Origin of the sequence: Kitasatospora sp. NPDC089797, assembly GCF_040684795.1 — a bacterium.
Taxonomy (GTDB): domain Bacteria; phylum Actinomycetota; class Actinomycetes; order Streptomycetales; family Streptomycetaceae; genus Kitasatospora.
The window spans coordinates 54376-71669 of the sequence record NZ_JBFBGS010000053.1 but is presented as its reverse complement, the minus strand read 5'-3'; the positions used below and the strand labels follow the sequence as shown (position 1 = coordinate 71669).

The window sequence follows — 17294 nt, the reverse complement described above, 5'->3', positions numbered from 1 at the left end:
GCGATGTGGTGGAGGACGAGGGTGAGCAGGTGGGTGTCGGGGGCGGTGGTGAACAGGGCGGCGCGCAGGGGGAGTTCGGTGGTGAGGTCGAAGGGTGTGGAGGCGAGTTCGGCGATCCGGGTGCGGGCGTCGGCCTCGTCGGTGACCTCCAGGACGGTGAGCGGGATCAGGCCTGAGCTGGCCGGACGGATGAGCTGCTGGGGTTCGCCGTCGGTCTCCGGGAAGAGGGTGCGCAGCGTCTCGTGGCGTTCCACCACGTCGTCCAGCGCGGCCTGGAGCGCGATCGGGTCCACCGCACCGGGCAGGCGCAGCACCACCGGCATCGCGTAGGCGGTGGCCCCGCGCTCCATCCGGTTGAGGAACCAGAGCCGGGACTGGGCGTGGGAGAGCGGGATCCGCTCCGGGCGTTCGGCCGGGAGGAGGTCCGGCCGGGCGGTGGCGGGTGCGGCCTGCTCCAGGCGTTCGGCCAGCAGGGCGACGGTGGGGGCCTCGAAGAGGTCGCGCACGCCGAGTTCGGCGTTGAGTTCGGAGCGGACGGCGGCGACCAGGCGCATCGCCAGCAGCGAGTGCCCGCCGAGGTCGAAGAAGCTCTCGTCGATGCCCGGTTCGCGGTCGGTGCCCAGCACCTCGGCGAAGATCCGGCACAGCGCCGTCTCCCGCCCGTCGCGCGCGGTGCGGCCGGTGGCGCCCTCCTGGCGGGGCGGGGCGGGCAGCGCCCGGCGGTCGAGCTTGCCGTGCGCCGTGAGCGGGAGGGTGTCCAGCACCACCAGCGCCGACGGCACCATGTAGCCGGGCAGGGTCTTGGCCAACTCGGCGCGCAGATCGGCCGGTTCGCACGCGGTGCCGGGCGTCGGGACCAGGTAGCCGACCAGCTGGCGGTCCCCGGGGCGGTCCTCGCGGACCATGACCGCGGCCGCCGCCACCGGTGCGAGCGCGGCCAGCGCCGACTCCACCTCGCCGAGTTCGATCCGGAAGCCGCGGATCTTCACCTGGTCGTCCAGCCGGCCGAGGTACTCGATCGCGCCGTCCGGCAGCCGACGGGTCAGGTCGCCGGTGCGGTAGAGCCGGGAGCCGGGCTCGCCGTACGGGTCCGGGACGAAGCGCTCGGCGGTCAGGCCGGGGCGGCCCAGGTAGCCGCGGGTCACCTGGGCGCCGCCGATGAGCAGTTCGCCCGGCACGCCGACCGGCACCGGCTCGCCCCGGTCGTCGAGGACGTACGCCCGCACGTTGCCGAGCGGCCGGCCGATCGGCACGGTCGGGGTGGCGGCGAGCTCCTCGGCGCGCGGGTGGTGGGTGGTCACGCCGACGGTGGTCTCGGTGGGGCCGTAGTGGTTGAGGACCTCGCACTCGGCCCGGCCCAGCAGCTCGCGCACGAAGGTGCTGGTGGAGCCCTCGCCGCCGAGGATCAGGCCGCGGCGCGGGAGCACCCGGTGCTCGGCGGCGGGGCCCTCCAGGGCGGCCAGGTGCGAGGGGCTGATCTTCAGGTAGTCGATCGGGTGTTCGGCGAAGTAGGCCGCCAGCAGCCGCCCGTCCGCGGCGGTGTCGGCGTCCACCATGTGCAGCGTCCCGCCGCCGAGCAGCGCGGCCGAGAGCACCGTGACGCAGGAGTCGAAGGTGAACGGCTGCACCATCGCGTACCCGGCCCCGGCCGCCAGGCCGAGCGCGGAGACCACGGCGGTGCGGTAGTTGAGCACCTGGCGGTGCTCGACCACGACGCCCTTGGGGCGGCCGGTGGAGCCGGAGGTGAACAGCACGTAGGCGGCCTGGGCGGGGTCGACGGTGACGTCCGGGGCGGTGTCGGGCAGCGCGTCGAGGGCCGGGCCGTCGACCAGGACGGCCCGCACGCCGGCCGGCAGCCGGTCGGCCAGGGCGGCGCGGGTGATCACCACGGGCGCGGCGGTGTCGGCGAGCATCATCGCCATCCGCTCCCGCGGCTGGGCCGGGTCGATCGGCACGTAGCAGCCGCCGGCCTTGAGGACGGCGAGCAGGGCCGTCACCGTCCGGGCGCCGCGCTCCAGGCAGATGCCGACCGGGGTCTCGGGGCCGACGCCGAGGTCGCGCAGGTGGTGGGCGAGCCGGTTGGCGAGCCGGTCGAGTTCGCCGTAGCGGTGGGTGCCGTCGGCGCCGACCACGGCGACGGCCTGCGGGGTCCGGGCGGCCTGCTCGGCGAAGCGGCCGTGGAAGGTGCCGGCCGGCACGTCCAGGGCGGTGGCGTTCCAGCGGTCCAGGACCAGCCCGCGTTCGGCGGCGGTCAGCAGCGGCAGCCGGCCGACCGGGCGGTGCGGGTCGGCGCAGGCCTCGCGCAGCAGGGTGGCGTAGTGGGCGAGCAGGCGCTCGGCGGAGCGCTCCTCGTAGCGGTCGGTGCGGTAGGTCAGGGTCAGCGCGAGGGTGTCGCCGGTCTCCGAGACGGTGAAGGTGAGGTCCCGCTTGGCGTCGGCCGGTCCGGCCCCGTCCAGCGGGCGCAGCACCAGCTCGCCGGCCGCGTCCTCGGGGGCGGCGCCCGGGGCGGCGTGGTCGAGCACCAGCATCGTGCGGGCCAGCCCCTCGGGGGAGCCGGCCCGCAGCTCGGCGGCCAGCTGCTCGAAGGGCACCTCCTGGTGCCGGAGGTCCTGGCGGGTCGCCTCGGCGGCCCGGTCCAGCAGTTCGGCGAAGGTCGGCTCGCCGGTGGGGGCGTCCCCGGCGGAGCGCGGGGAGAGGTCGCCGCGCAGCAGCAGGGTGTTGACGAAGCAGCCGATCAGGCCCTCGAGTTCGGTGCGCTCGCGGCCGCCGACCGGGGTGGCGATGACCGGGTCCGGCCCGCAGCCGTAGCGGTGCAGCAGCACCTGGAGCGCGGCCAGCGCCACGGTGAAGAGGGTGGTCCGGTGCCGGGCGGCGAGGGCCCGCAGGCCCGCGGTCACCTCGGCGGGCAGCTCCAGGCCGTGCGAGCCGGCGCCCGGGCCGTCACCGGGACGGCCGGTGGCGGTGGCCGGCGGCGGGGTGTCGGTCAGGCCGGCCAGCCGCTCCCGCCAGTACGCCAGGCTCTCCTGGTACGCGGCGCCGTCCAGCCGGCCGCGCTGCCAGGCGGCGAAGTCGCCGTACTGCACCGGCAGCGGCGGGAGTTCGGCACCGGCCGGTCCGTCCGCCAGCCGGTAGGCGGCCCCGACCTCGCCCAGCAGGACGTTCACCGACCATGCGTCGACCGCGATGTGATGCACCGTCAGCAACAGGACGTGCTCCTGCTCGCCGGTGCGCAGCAGCGCCGCCCGCAGCAGCGGCCCGGTGGCCAGGTCGAACGGGGTGTGCGCCTCCGCGGCGAGCAGCGCGCGCACGCGGGCCCCGGCACCGTCGGGCGCGGACCGCAGGTCGGTCACCGGGAGGGTGAACCCGGCGCCGTCCCCCACCAGTTGGACGGGTGCGCCGTCGGCGCCGGCGGCGAAGGTGGTGCGCAGCACCTCGTGCCGGGCGATCACCGTGCGGAAGGCGCCGGCCAGCCGCTCCGGGTCCAGCGGACCGGTGCAGGCCACCGCCATCGGCACGTTGTACGCGGCCGACTCCGGGGCGAGCTGCTGGGCCAGCCAGATCTGCTCCTGGGTGAAGGAGAGCGGCGTCGGCGCCCCCGGCGTCCGGCGCGGCACGCCGGCCGGCGCGGCCGGGCGCCCGGCCAGCCGCTCGCGCAGCCGGGCCTCCAGCCGGGCCCGCTGCTCGGGCGACAGCTCGGCGATCCGCCGGGCGGTGTCGGCGGCGGTGCCGGAGGCGGCGGCCCCGGTGGTGCGGTCGGTGGACGGCGCGGCGACGGACTGGGTGGTGCTCACGGTGCTCTCCCCGGAGAAGGTCGGGCGGGCGCGAAGGCGCGGGACGGAAGGCTGGGGCGGTGCGGCGGCGGGCGGGGCCGGCGGTGTCGGCGGTGCCGCCGGGCGGCCGGGGGCGTGCTCAGAACAGGACGCGGGAGCCGGCGGCGGCCCGGGCGTCGCGGGACTTGCGCAGGTCGCGGGCGACGTTGACCCGCTTGAGCCAGCGGTCGGTGCCGTCGAAGCGCGCGGCGAAGGAGCTGCGGCCGTGCACCGCACGGTAGTTGTCGACGAAGACGATCTCGCCGGGGGCGAGCGCGGCGCCGCCGAGCTTGCGGTCGATCTGCTCGGAGAGCCGCTGGAGCGCGCCGCGGGCCTCCGGGTCCAGCCGGTCCAGGTCCATGAAGTACGGGTCCAGGCACAGGTAGGGCTCGGTCGGGGAGCCGGACAGCACCGGGACGGGCGCGGCGTCGTCGAGCATCCGCTTCAGCCGCTCGTGCGCCTGGGGGAGCAGCTCGGCGCCGCCCGCGAGCTCCCGGCCGGGGCCGCTGTCGAGCATCTGGAGGTGGGAGTTGTCGGGCAGCATGTAGAACCGCGGCTCGGCGAGCACCCGGCGGTCGTCGGCGGGGATGTCCAGCTCGTCCGCGCCGAGGAAGGTGGTCGGCACCCGGTCCGGGTTGCGCAGGCACAGCAGGCCGACGTAGTCGCCCCGGTAGGGGTGGAAGGCGTCCTCGACGTGCCAGAAGATGGTCTGGTTGCTGCCGGTGCCGATCTGCTCGTCGGCGTGCCCCGCGACCGGGAGGACGTCGTGCACCAGGTAGCCGTCCTGCTGGGTGGCCCAGGCGATCGGCTCGCCGAGCAGCGACGCGCACAGCAGCAGGAAGATCTCCTCGCGCAGCGCCGGGGAGGTCCCGGTGCGGTGCTGCCAGTGCGCGGGGGTGGCGCCGATCCGGTCCTGGTCGACGCGGTAGCCGGAGACCACGCAGACGCCGGTCGGCTCGTGCAGCCGGAAGTCGGTGAGGAAGCGGCGCAGGGCGATGGGCAGGCGGTGCGACTGGACGGTCAGGTCGTCCTGGAGGGCCCGGTCCTCCACGTCGCCGTGGCGTTCGGCGAGTTCGTCCAGGAGGGCGGCGACGGCGTCGGCGTCGGCGGGGGTCAGCGTGTGGGTGTTCATGGGGTCGACCTCGGGGAGTAGGAGGGGCGGCGGACGGGCTCAGCGGGCCGCGGGCAGCAGGGCGGCGAGCCGGTCGAGGCCGGCGGCCAGCTCGTCGGCGGCGCCGCCGAAGCCGAGCCGGATGTGCCGGGGGGCTCCGAAGCAGACGCCGGGGACGACCAGGACGCCGTGCTCGCGGTCGAGCCGGTCGGCGAAGGCGGTGACGTCCGCGACCGTGGTCAGCGCGGGGAAGGCGGTGACCCCGCCGGCCGGCAGGTCGGCGCTCACCCGGTCGCGGTGCTCGGTCAGCCAGGCGGCGAGCACCGCGCGGTTGGCGGTGGCCTGGGCCAGGCGCGGGCGCAGCAGTTCGTCGGCGTGCCGGACGGCGTGCGTGGCCACCGCCTCGACCAGCGGGGACAGCGCCAGGCTGGTGTAGTCGCGGCGGCGCACGCAGCCGGCCAGCACCTCGGGGGCGGCGAGGGCCCAGCCGACCCGCAGGCCCGGCAGGCCGTACGCCTTGGACAGGGTGCCGAAGGAGATCGCCCGGGGGTAGCCGGGGGCCGGGTCGGGCAGCGGCTCGCGGTCGTAGACCAGGTGCTGGAAGGCGTTGTCCCAGGCGAGCCAGGTGCCGTAGCGGGCGCAGGTGTCGACGATGGCGGCCTGCTGGTCGGCCGTGACGGTGGCGCCGGTCGGGTTGTGCGGGAAGTTGACCACCACCATGGCGGTGGTGGAGCCGATCAGCGCCAGCAGCTCGTCCTCGTTGGTGACGACGCCGTGCTCGGTCCGCATCGCCCACGGGACGATCCGGCAGCCCAGCGAGGCGGCCACCTCGACCAGGGCGTGGTAGGCGGGCGCCTGGACGACGACCTCGTCCCCGGGCTTCAGCAGGGCCTGCATGACCAGGTAGATCGCCTCGCTGGAGCCCTGGGTGGCGATCACCGAGCCGGGGTCGGTGCCGTGGCGCTCGGCGAGGGCGGCGCGCAGCGGCTCGCCGCCCAGCGAGTGGCTGTCGCGGAACAGGATGCCGCCGAGCGAGGAGGCGTCGGTGCCGGCCAGGGCGAGGACCTGGTCGACGGTGTAGTTCTCGACACCGCTGCTGCTGATGTCGTAGGTGGTGGTGAAGTACCGCTCGCGGAGCCAGTCTTCGAGCAGTGCCGGGGCGATGGTCACGGGTTCCTCCAGGGGCCGGATCGGCGGGGTCAGGCGGTGGTGAGGCCGTCCTCGGCCTCCAGCTCGGCGAGCAGCGCGGCCAGGTCGTCGGGGTCGGTCTCCTCGGCCTGGAGCTGCACCACCCGCAGGGCCAACTCGGCGACGGTGGGGGCCTCGTAGAAGACCCGCAGGGGCATCTCGACCCGGCAGGCCTCCCGGACCCGGGCGGCGAAGCGGGCGGCCAGCAGCGAGTGCAGGCCCAGGTCGAACAGGTTGTCGTGCACGCCGACGGCCGGCAGGTCGAGCAACTCGCCCGCCAGTGCGGCGAGTTCACGCTCGGCCGGGGTGCGCGGGGCCACCGCGGTACCGCCGGCCAGCTCGGCCCGGCCGGGCCGGGGCAGGGCGCCGCGGTCGAGCTTGCCGTTGCCGTTCAGCGGCAGCGCGGGCAGCGGCACCACGGCCGCGGGGACCAGGTACTCGGGCAGCCGCTCGCGCAGCGCGGCGCGCAGTTCGAGCACGTCCGGGGCGTGGCCGGGGGCCGCCACCACGTAGCCGACCAGCCGCTTCTCGCCGGGCTCGTCCTCGCGGACCACGACCGCCGCGGCGCCGACGCCGGGCAGTTCGGCGAGCCGGGCCTCCACCTCGCCGGGCTCGATCCGGTGGCCGCGGATCTTCACCTGCTGGTCCGCGCGGCCGATGAACTCCAGCTCGCCGTCGGCCCGGTGGCGGGCCAGGTCGCCGGTGCGGTAGAGCCGGGCGCCGGGCTCGCCGTACGGGTCCGGGACGAAGCGCTCGGCGGTCAGGCCGGGGCGGCCCAGGTAGCCGCGGGCCAGGCCGGCGCCGCCGAGGAACAGCTCCCCGGGGGAGCCGGCCGGCACCGGGCGCCCGGCCGGGTCGAGCAGGTAGGCGGTGCTGTTGGGCAGCGGGCGGCCGATCGGCAGGCCGTCGCCCCCCACCGGCTCCCCGGTCACCCGTCGGGTGGTCGAGGTGCAGGTCACCTCGGTGAGCCCGTACACGTGCACCAGCGGGACGCCGAGCCGCTGCCAGGCGGTCAGCAGGTCGCGGCGGACCCGCTCGCCGCCCATCGCGACGACCTTCAGGGACGGCGGCAACGCGGCGCCGGTGCGCTCCAGTTCGGTGGTCCAGTCGTGCCAGTAGGCGGTGGTCAGCTCCAGGGCGGTGATCCGGTGCTCGGCCAGGTAGCCGGTCAGGTCGACGCCGCGGGTCAGCAGCCGGGCGCCGGGCAGCACCACGGTGGCGCCGGCCGCGAGGGCCGGGAACAGCTCCTCCAGCAGGACGTCGAAGCCGGTGGACGCCAGTTGCAGGAAGCGGTCGCCGGGGGCGAGGCGGAACTCCTCGGCCATCGCCAGGGTGAAGTTCACCAGGCCCCGGTGGGTGAACATCGAGCCCTTGGGGGTGCCGGTGGTGCCGGAGGTGAAGAACACGCAGGCCAGCGCCTGCGGTTCGGTCGCCGGGGCGGGCCCGACCGGCGCGGCCGGCTCGTCCGGTCCGTCGATCGGGACCACCCGCAGGCCGTCGGTCAGCGCTTCGGCGTCGGGGCCGTCGGCGGGGCTGTCGGCGGGGCTGTCGGTGAGCACCAGCGCGGCGCCGGACAGCTCCAGCAGCAGGCGCAGCCGCTCCGCGGGCAGCTCCGGGTCCAGCGTGGTGAAGGCCGCCCCCGCCTTCAGCACGCCGAGCAGGGCGGTGACCAGCAGCGGGGTCGGGGCCGCGTGCACCGCGACCACGCTCCCGGCGCCGACGCCCAGCGCGCGCAGTCGGGCGGCGCAGCGCTCGGCGGCGGCCTCCAACTCGGCGTAGCCGGTGCTCCGGCCCCGGTACTCCAGCGCGGGGGCGTCCGGGGTGCGGGCCGCGGCCGCCGCGACCAGGTCGTGCAGGCCGCCGGCCGGGACCGGCCGGGCGGTGGCGTTCCACTCGGTGAGCACCGTGCGGCGCTCCGCGTCGTCGAGCAGGGGCAGCCCGGACAGCGGGGTGTCCGGCGCCTCGGCGGCGGCCGACAGCAGCACGCCGAAGCGGTGCGCCAGGCGGGCGATGCCGGCCGCGTCGAACAGGTCGGTCGCGTACTCCACCGTGAAGGCCAGCCGGCCGTCGCGCTCGACGGCGGTGAACATCAGGTCCATCAGGCAGGAGCCGGTGTCCGCGTCCAGCGGGTCCACCCGCAGCCCGGCGAAGCCGGTCCGGGGCGGGCGGGCGCTCTGCAGCGTCAGCATGGTCTGGAACACCGGGTGCCGGGCGGGGTCGCGCTCGGCCCCGACGGCGTCCAGCACCTGCTCGAACGGCACCTCCTGGGCGTCGAAGTCGGCCAGCGTGCGGTCGCGGGTGCGCTCCAGCAGTTCGGCGAAGGCCGGGTCGCCGGAGAGGTCGCCGCGCAGCGCCAGGCTGTTGACGAAGCAGCCGACCAGGCCGTCCAGTTCGCGCTGGCCGCGACCGGCCACCGGGGTGCCGACCAGGACGTCCTCGGCGCCGGAGAGCCGGCCCAGCAGGGTCTGGTAGCCGGCCAGCAGCACCATGAACAGGGTGGCGCCGTGCCGGGCGCCGAGGGCGCGCAGCCGCTCGGTCAGCTCGGCCGGCAGCTCGAACCCGTGCACCGCACCGGCCAGGCTCGGTACGGCCGGGCGGGGCCGGTCGGTGGGCAGCTCCAGCACCGGCAGCGGGCCGGCCAGCCGCTCGCGCCAGTGCGCCAGCTGCCCGGTCCAGCGGCCCTCGGCGGCCCGGTCGGCCTGCCAGCGGGCGTAGTCGGCGTACTGCACCGGCAGCGGGGGCAGCTCGCGGCCGTCGTACAGCGCGCCGAGGTCCTCGACCAGGACGCCCATCGACCAGCCGTCGAGCGCGATGTGGTGGATCACCAGGACGAGCACGTGCTCGGTCGGTGCGACCCGCAGCAGCAGGGCGCGCAGCGGCACCTCGGCGGTGAGGTCGAAGGGGCGGGCGACGAAGGCGTCGACGACCTCGCGGGCCCGCTCGCCGTCGGCGAGGTCGCGGACGGTCAGCGGGGCGTCGCCGACCGGCAGCACGCGCTGGGCCGGCACGCCGTCCACCTCCGGCAGCACGGTGCGCAGCACCTCGTGCCGGGCGGTGAGCCCGCGCAGCGCGGCGGCCAGCGCGGCCGGGTCCAGCTCGCCGCCGATCCGCACCGCGGTGGGCACGTGGTAGGCGGGGTTGCCGGGGGCGAAGCGGTCGAACAGCCACATCCGCTGCTGGGCGAAGGAGAGCGGCAGCGGCCGGCTGCGGTCGGCCGGGAGGACCGGCGGCAGGGGGGCGACGGCGTCGGCCGCCGGGCCGCCGTCGGCGCCGGAGCGCAGCCGCTCGACCAGGTCGGCCTGGGCGGCCACGGTGACCGCGCCGAACACCTCGCGCAGCCGCAGCTCCACGCCGAACTCGGCGCGCAGCGCGCCGACCAGCCGGTTGGCCAGCAGCGAGTGGCCGCCGAGGGCGAAGAAGTCGTCCAGCACGCCGACCTCGGGCAGCTCCAGCAGCCGCTGCCAGATCGCGGCGATCGCGGCCTCGGCGGCGGTGCGCGGGGCGAGCCGGTCGGCCGGCCCGGTCGGGGCGGCGGGCTCGGGCAGGGCCGCCCGGTCCACCTTGCCGTTGGGGGTGAGCGGCAGCGCCGTGAGCTCCGTCCACAGCGCGGGGACGAGGTGGCCGGGCAGCCGCTCGCGCAGCCAGGCGGCCAGCTCGGCGGCGGAGACCGGTGCGTCGGCGGTGGTGGTGGCGGCGGTGGCGGCCGTCCAGTAGGCGGCGAGCCGGCGGTCGCCCGGGGCCACCTCGCGGGCCACCACGATCGCGTCGGCCACCGCCGGGTGGCCCAGCAGCACGCCGGTGACCTCGCCCGGCTCGACCCGGAAGCCGCGGATCTTGACCTGGTGGTCGGCCCGCCCGAGCAGCTCCAGCTCGCCGTCGGCCCGGCGGCGGGCCAGGTCGCCGGTGCGGTAGAGGCGCGCGCCGGGCACCCGGCCGTGCGGGTGCGGCACGAAGCGCTCGGCGGTCAGGCCGGGGCGGCCCGCGTACCCGCGGGCCCGCCCCTCGCCGGCCACGCACAGCTCGCCGGGCACCCCGACCGGCACCGGGCGCAGCAGCCCGTCCAGCACCAGCAGTTGCTGGTTGGCCAGCGGGTGGCCGTAGGGCACCGGGGCGGCCGGGTCGGCGTCCTCGGGGACGGGGTACTCGTTGTTGCAGAAGGCGGCCTCGGCCACGCCGGCCGAGTTGACCACCCGGCAGCCGGGGGCGGCGGCCCGCAGCCGGGACGGCAGCGCCGGCGGCAGCACGTCCCCGCCGATCAGCGCGGCGCGCAGGGTGTCCAGGGCCAGGCCGTGCTCCGCGGCGGCGGCGAGCATCGCCTCCGTCCCGGCCGGGCCCATCGACCAGACGGTCACCCGGTGGCGGGCGACCAGCTCGGCCCAGTGCCGCGGGTCGCGGGCGGCGTGCGGGGCGGGGAAGACGGCGGCGGCGCCGACCACCAGCGGGGCCAGGCAGTCGTGCACGGCCGGGTCGAAGCTCGGCGAGTGCAGGGCGATCATCCGGTCGCCGGGGCCGAAGCCGTGCGAACGGGCCAGCCCGGCGAAGGTGTTGACGATCGCCCGGTGGGTGACGGCGACGCCCTTCGGGCGGCCGGTGGAGCCCGAGGTGTAGACCAGGTAGGCGAGGTTGGCCTCGCCGGTGCCGGTCCGGTCGCCCTCGGCCCGGCCGAACTCCGGTGCGTCGTCGGCGATCTCCTCCAGCAGCAGCACCTCGACACCGTCCGGCAGGGTGCCCGCGGTGGACCGGTTGGCCACCACCACGGCGGGCCGGGCGTCGTCGATCATGTAGGTCAGCCGGTCGGCCGGGTAGGACGGGTCCAGGCCGAGGAAGGCGCCGCCGGCCCGCAGCGTGCCGAGCATGGCGGCGCTGAGCCCGGCGCCGCGCTCCAGGCAGAGCGCCACCGGCACCTCCGGGCCGACGCCGTGCCGCCGCAGGCGGTGGGCGATCCGGCCCGCCCAGGCGTCCAGCGCCCGGTAGGTGCGGGGACCGGCCTCGTCGACCACCGCGACCGCCTCCGGCGTGCGGGCCGCCTGGCGGGCGAACAGCTCGTCCACCCGCAGGCCGGCCGGGAGTTCGCCGTCGGTGTCGTTCCAGCCGTGCAGCTCCTGGGCCAGTTCCCCGGCGGTGAGCAGCGGCAGTGCGGACAGCCGGGCGGCCGGGGTCCGGACGGCGGCCTCCAGCAGGGTGGTCCAGTGGCCGAGCAGCCGGGCCACCGTCGGGGCGTCGAAGAGGTCCCGGGCGAACTCGGCGAATCCGGTGAAGCAGCCGTCCTCCTCGGTCAGTTGGAGGTCGAGGTCCAGGTGGGCGCTGTCCCGGGCGACGGCGACCGGCTCGACCGCCAGGCCGGCCAGCGCGGGTGTGGTGGCCGGGGCGTTCTGCAGCACGAAGCCGACCTGGGCCAGCGGGTTGCGGGAGAGGTCCCGGCTGGGCGCCAGCTCCTCGACCAGCCGGTCGAAGGGCAGCTCCTGGTGCTCGAAGGCCTCCAGCGCGGTGCCCCGCACCCGCTCCACCAGCTCGGTGAAGCTCGGGTCGCCGGCCAGCGAGGTGCGCAGCAGCACGGTGTTGACCAGCGCGCCGACCAGCAGCTCGGTACCGGGCGCCCGGGTGGCCGGGCCGGTGGCCACCACGACCTCCGCGGCGCCCGCGTGCCGGGCCAGGACCGCCTGGAAGGCGGCCAGCAGCACCATGAACGGGGTCGCCCCGGCGGCCCGGGCGAGGTCGCGGACGGCCTGCGAGGCGGCCGGGCCCAGCCGCACCGGGACGGTCGCGCCGCGGAAGCTGCGCACCGCCGGGCGCGGCCGGTCGCCGGGCAGCTCCAGGGCCTGCGGGGCGCCGGCCAGCCGCTCCCGCCAGTGGTCGAGCAGCCGGTCGGCGAGGCCGCCGTCCAGTACGGCCTGCCGGTGGGCGACGTGGTCGGCGTAGCGCAGCGGCAGAGCGGGCAGCCGGACCGGGCGCCGCTCGGTCAACGCGGCGTAGCACTCGGAGAGTTCGGACATCAGCAGGCCGAAGGACCAGCGGTCCACCACGATGTGGTGCAGCACCACGACGAGCAGGTGCTCCTGCGGCCCGAGGGCGATCAGCTCGGCCCGCAGCAGCGGGCCCTTGGCCAGGTCGAAGGGCTGCTCGGCGAGCCGGCCGGCCAGCTCCTCGACGGCGGCCGGGTCGGCGCCGGGGGCCTCGGTCACGCCCAGGTCGAAGGCGCGGCGCGGCAGCACCAGCTGGACCGGGACGCCGTCGCGGGCCGGGAAGACGGTGCGCAGTGCCTCGTGCCGGTCGACCAGCGACTGGAAGGCCTGCCCGAGGTGGTCGGTGTCGAGCGGGCCGCTCAGCCGCAGGGCGGCGGCGGTGTTGTAGACGCCGCTGGGGCCCTCCAGCCGGTCGATCAGCCAGAACCGGCGCTGGGCGGCGGAGGCCGGCAGCACCTCGGCGGTGCGGGGGGCGGTGGCCACGGGGTGCTCCTTCGCGGGGACGGTGGTGTGCGGGACGGTGGTGCGGCGGTCGGGGGTCACCGGTCGCCGCCCATCAGCTCCGCCAGCTCCTCGGCGGACAGGTCGTCGAAGCCGGTGTCGTCGGCCGGGACGGCCTCGCGGACCGGGACCGCCGCCTCGACCGGCGCCTCGGCGGCCGGGGCGCGCCGCACCGCCTCGGCGAACTCGCCCAGCCGCGGCGCCTCGAACAGCGCCCGGACCGACAGCGCGCGGCCCAGCGACTCGCGGACGGCGGCGGTGACCTGGACGGCCAGCAGGGAGTGGCCGCCGAGGTCGAAGAAGTCGTCGGCCAGCCCGATCCGGGCCACGCCCAGGGCGGTGCTCCAGATCTCGGCGAGGGCCCGCTCGGTGGCGTCGCGGGGGGCGAGCAGCGCGGTCGAGCCGGCCGACCAGTCCGGGGCGGGCAGGGCCGCCCGGTCGAGCTTGCCGTTGCCGGTCAGCGGCAGCGCGTCCAGGGTGACGAAGGCCTCCGGGACCATGTACTCGGGCAGCCGCTCCCGCAGGTGGGAGCGGAGCTTGGGGACCAACTGGCGGGCGGCGCGGCCGCGGTGCGGGTCGTTGGCCCAGTGCGGCCAGGGCAGGCCGGCGTCGTCCCCGGCGGGCGCCGGTGCGGTGTGCGGCTCGGTGCCGGCCGGGCGGAAGGCGGCGTCGAACCGGCCCAGCGGGTCGCCGGTCGCCCAGCTCAGCTCCACGCAGTGGCCCAACTCCTCGGCCAGCTCGCACAGTTCCTGAGGGTCGAGGGCGGCGGGGCCGTCGGCCGGGGCGTTCCCGGCGGCCTGGCCGGTGGCCAGCCGGGCGGCGGTGCCGGCGTCGGTGTGCACCCGGGCGTTGGGGATGCCGGTGACCACGAGCGGGGAGCCGTCCAGCAGGGCGCCCAGCTCGCCGCCGGTCCACGCCACCGTGCGCACCTCGGCCGGGGCCGGCGCGGCGTCCAGGTGCAGGACCACGTCGTAGCGGTAGCGGGTCATCTCGTTGCGGTCGTGCCCGGGCTTGGGCCGCACCTCCACCCGGCCGATCCGCGGGATCTCCCGGCGCAGGGCGGCGAAGAAGCGCGGGTCGAGCAGCAGTTCGTCCTCCTGCCGGACGGCCTGGCGGACCTGCCGGGCCAGCTCGGCGTCGTCCGCCCCGGCGGGCAGGCCCGGCTGCAGGACGGACACCTGGAAGGCGTCCAGCAGGGCCAGGTGCCGGACGTCGCCGACCACGATCCGCCCGCCGGGCGCCAGCAGCGCGGCGGCCCCGGTGAGCACCTCGACCAGGTAGCCGGCGCTCGGCAGGTACTGGGCGACCGAGTTGAGGACGACGGTGTCGAAGCCGCCGGCCGGCAGGCCGGCCAGCTCGTGGCCGGCCCGGCGCAGCAGCCGCACGTGCGTCCAGTCCGCCGGCAGGTGGCGGCGGACGTGCGCGACCGCGCTGTCGGACAGGTCGAGGGCGGTGTACTGCTCGCAGTGGCCGGCCAGCCGGAAGAGCAGCAGGCCGGTGCCGCAGCCGATCTCCAGCACCCGGCGCGGGCCGGTGCCGCGGATCAGCGCCACGGTGTCCGTGACCCAGCGCCGCATCTCCTCGGCCGGGATCGGCTCGCCGGTGTAACTGCTGCTCCAGCCGCGGATGTTGAAGGTGGGGTCGGCGCCGCCCACCTGCTCGTACTGGTCGTAGGCGGTGTCGAAGACGGTCCGCCACTGGGCGACCTGGGCGGCGTCGCCGCTCTCCCCGGCGTCCGTCGCCCCAGCGTCCGTCGCCCCGGCGCTGTCCGTCGTTCCGGTGCCGGCCGTGGTCCGGGCGCCGTCCGTGGTCCGGGCGCCGTCCGTGGTCTCCTCGGGGACGACGTAGGCGACCAGCCCGAGGTCGCCGCCCGGCGCCTCCCGGGGCAGGACGGCGGCGTGCCGCACGCCCGGGTGGGCGCCGAGCTCGGCCTCGATCTCGCCGAGCTCGACCCGGTGGCCGCGGACCTTGACCTGCTGGTCGATCCGGCCCAGGTACTCCAGCGTGCCGTCCGGCAGCCGGCGGGCGAGGTCGCCGCTGCGGTAGAGCCGCTCGCCGTCGCCGAGCGGGGCCGGGGTGAAGCGTTCGGCGGTCAGGCCGGGGCGGCCCAGGTAGCCGCGGGCCAGGCCGGCGCCGCCGACGCACAGTTCGCCGGGCGTACCGGGCGGCACCGGCTCGCCGCGGCGGTCGAGCAGGTGCACCGCGAGGTCGGCCAGCGGGCGGCCGACGACGCTGCCGGGGGCGGCCAGGTCGGCCGGGCCGAGCGGGTGCGCGGTGACGTGCACGGTGGTCTCGGTGATCCCGTACATGTTGACCAGCCGGGGGCCGTCGGGGTGCCGGGCGGCCCAGGCCCGCAGCGCGCCCGGCTCCAGGGCCTCGCCGCCGAACACCACGTGCCGCAGCGCGAGCGGCGGGCTGCCCGCCGTCGCGTCCGCGTCGGCGAACCGGCGGAAGGCGGTGGGCGTCTGGCTGAGCACCGTGACGCCCTCCGCGCGCACCAGCGCGTGGCAGGCGGCCGGGTTCTGCCGGGCCTCCTGCGGCACCACCACGACCCGGCCGCCGTGCAGCAGGGCGCCCCAGATCTCCCAGACCGAGAAGTCGAAGGCGGCGGAGTGGTACAGCGACCAGACGTCGTCCGGGCCGAACGGCACGTCCTCGGCGGCCGCCTCGAACAGCCGCAGCACGTTGGCGTGGGTGAGCAGCGCGCCCTTGGGGCGTCCGGTGGTGCCGGAGGTGTAGATGACGTACGCGAGGTGGTCCGGGCGCAGCGGCGCGGGTTCCAGCGGCCCGTCGAGCGGGAGCTGATCGACCGTCAGGACCGGTATCCCGTCGGTGGGTCCGGTGTGGTCAGGGTCGGCGACCAGGGCCACCGCGCCGGAGTCGGCGAGGGTGTAGGCCCGCCGGTCGGCCGGGTGGCGGGGGTCGAGCGGGACGTACCCGCCGCCGCTCTTCAGGATGCCCAGGATGCCGGTGACCAGGGCCGCCGACGGTTCGACGCAGATCGCCACCCGGCTCTCCGGTCCCACCCCCAGCGCGCGCAGCCGCCCGGCGAGGGCGTCGGAGCGGCGGTCCAGCTCGGCGTAGCTGAGCTGCTCGGTGCCGCAGGTGACGGCGATCGCCTCTGGGCGCAGCCGGACCTGCTCGGCGAACGCGGCCGGCAGGCCGGTCGGCGCCGGCGCCGACCCCGGTCGGGTGGCAGCGGTGGCGGCGACGCCCCGGGCGGTGCCGGCCGTCAGCTCGGCGGCGCGGCCGGCCGGGTCGAGCAGCGGCAGGGCGTCCAGCCGGGTGTCCGGGGCGGCGACGGCGGCGGCCAGCAGGTGCAGCCACTGGTCGATGAACCGGCGCACGGTGCGCTCGTCGTACAGCTCGGTGCGGTAGTCGGCCAGCCCGGTCAGGCCCTGCGGGGTCTCGGTGACCTGGAGGTGCAGGTCGAACTTGGCCGTGCCGGTGTCCACCGCGGCCACGTCCATCCGCAGCCCGGGCAGCTCGATCCTGGTCTCCGGGGTGTTCTGCAGGACCAGCAGCAGGTTGGCGAACGGGGTGCTGCCGACGGCGTCGCGGTCCGGGCGGACCTCCTCGACGATCCGCTCGAACGGCACGTCCTGGTGGGCGTACGCGGCGAGCGCCGACTCCCGCACGCGGTCCAGGAGTTCGCGGAAGGTCGGGTTGCCGGACAGGTCGGTGCGCAGCGGCAGCATGTTGACGAAGAAGCCGATCAGGCCCTCGGTCCGGGCGTGGTTGCGGTTGGCCACCGGCGAGCCCACCACCAGGTCGTCCTGCCCGCTCCAGCGCTGGGCCACGGCGGTGAAGCCGGCCAGCAGCGCCATGTACAGCGTGGCGTCGTGGTCCCGGGCGAGCGCGGTGAGCCGGGTGGCGAGGTCGCCGTCCAGCTGCCACGGGAAGCAGGCGCCGGCGAAGCCCTGCCGGGCGGTGCGCGGGCGGTCGGTGGGCAGGTCCACCGCGCTGGGCGCGCCGGCCAGCCGCCCGCGCCAGTGCGCCAGTTGGGCGTCCAGTGCCTCGCCGGACACCCGCTCGTGCTGCCAGAGCGCGAAGTCGGCGTACTGGACGGGGAGTTCGGGCAGCTCGGCCGGTTCGCCCCGGTCGCTCCCGGCTGGCCGGTAGTAGTGCGCCAGCTCGCGCACCAGGATGTCCAGCGACCAGCCGTCCGCCACGATGTGGTGCAGCGCGAGCAGCAGGACGTGCTCCTCGTCGGCCAGTCGGGCCAGTCGGCCGCGCAGCAGCGGCCCGGCGCCCAGGTCGAACGGCCGGCGGCTCTCCTGCTCGGTCAGCTCGGCGAGCGCGGCCCGCTGCTCCTCCCCGGTCCGCGCGGACAGGTCGGTGAGCGGCAGGGCGACCTCGATCCGGGGGTGCACGACCTGCTCGGGCCGGCCGTCCTCGGCGCGGAAGGTGGTGCGCAGCGCCTCGTGCCGGGCCACCACCCGGCCCAGCGCCCGCTCCAGGGCGGGGGCGTCGAGCCGGCCGGTGAGCCGGACGGTGCAGGCGATGCTGTAGAGCGGGCTCGGGCCGGTGAACTGCTCGACGAACCAAAGTCGTTGCTGGGCGAAGGAGAGCGGCAGCCGGACGCCCTCGGGGCGGGGCGCGATCAGGCCGGCGGTGTCGGTGCGGGCGAGGCCCTGCTGCTGGAGCAGCTGGGCGAGCAGGCGGCGCTTCTCGGCGGAGAGTGCGGCGCGCTGGGGTGACTGGGTCATCTGGGGAGTCCCG

5 protein-coding genes are annotated in these 17294 nt (G+C 76.9%); all 5 read right to left on the bottom strand.

Features of this window, described 5'->3' with window-relative positions; genetic code table 11:
• Nucleotides 1-3791: amino acid adenylation domain-containing protein (locus AB0O91_RS33075; RefSeq protein WP_363441167.1), on the bottom strand; the 3791-nt coding region annotated here is incomplete at its 3' end.
• Nucleotides 3792-3909: 118 nt separating this feature from the next.
• Entirely contained in the window at nucleotides 3910-4941 is a 1032-nt protein-coding gene (gntD, locus tag AB0O91_RS33070; RefSeq protein WP_363441165.1) for a guanitoxin biosynthesis L-enduracididine beta-hydroxylase GntD, read from the bottom strand.
• Between the two features lie 39 nt (nucleotides 4942-4980).
• Nucleotides 4981-6090: a capreomycidine synthase gene (gene vioD / locus AB0O91_RS33065; protein ID WP_363441163.1), complete on the bottom strand. Its 1110-nt coding sequence runs from the start codon at nucleotides 6088-6090 to the stop codon at nucleotides 4981-4983.
• A gap of 29 nt (nucleotides 6091-6119) precedes the next feature.
• Complete coding sequence (locus AB0O91_RS33060) at nucleotides 6120-12554, bottom strand: amino acid adenylation domain-containing protein (protein WP_363441161.1); 6435 nt, start codon at nucleotides 12552-12554, stop codon at nucleotides 6120-6122.
• 56 nt (nucleotides 12555-12610) lie between these two features.
• Complete coding sequence (locus AB0O91_RS33055; protein WP_363441159.1) at nucleotides 12611-17281, bottom strand: amino acid adenylation domain-containing protein; 4671 nt, start codon at nucleotides 17279-17281, stop codon at nucleotides 12611-12613.
• Between the last annotated feature and the right edge of the window lie 13 nt (nucleotides 17282-17294).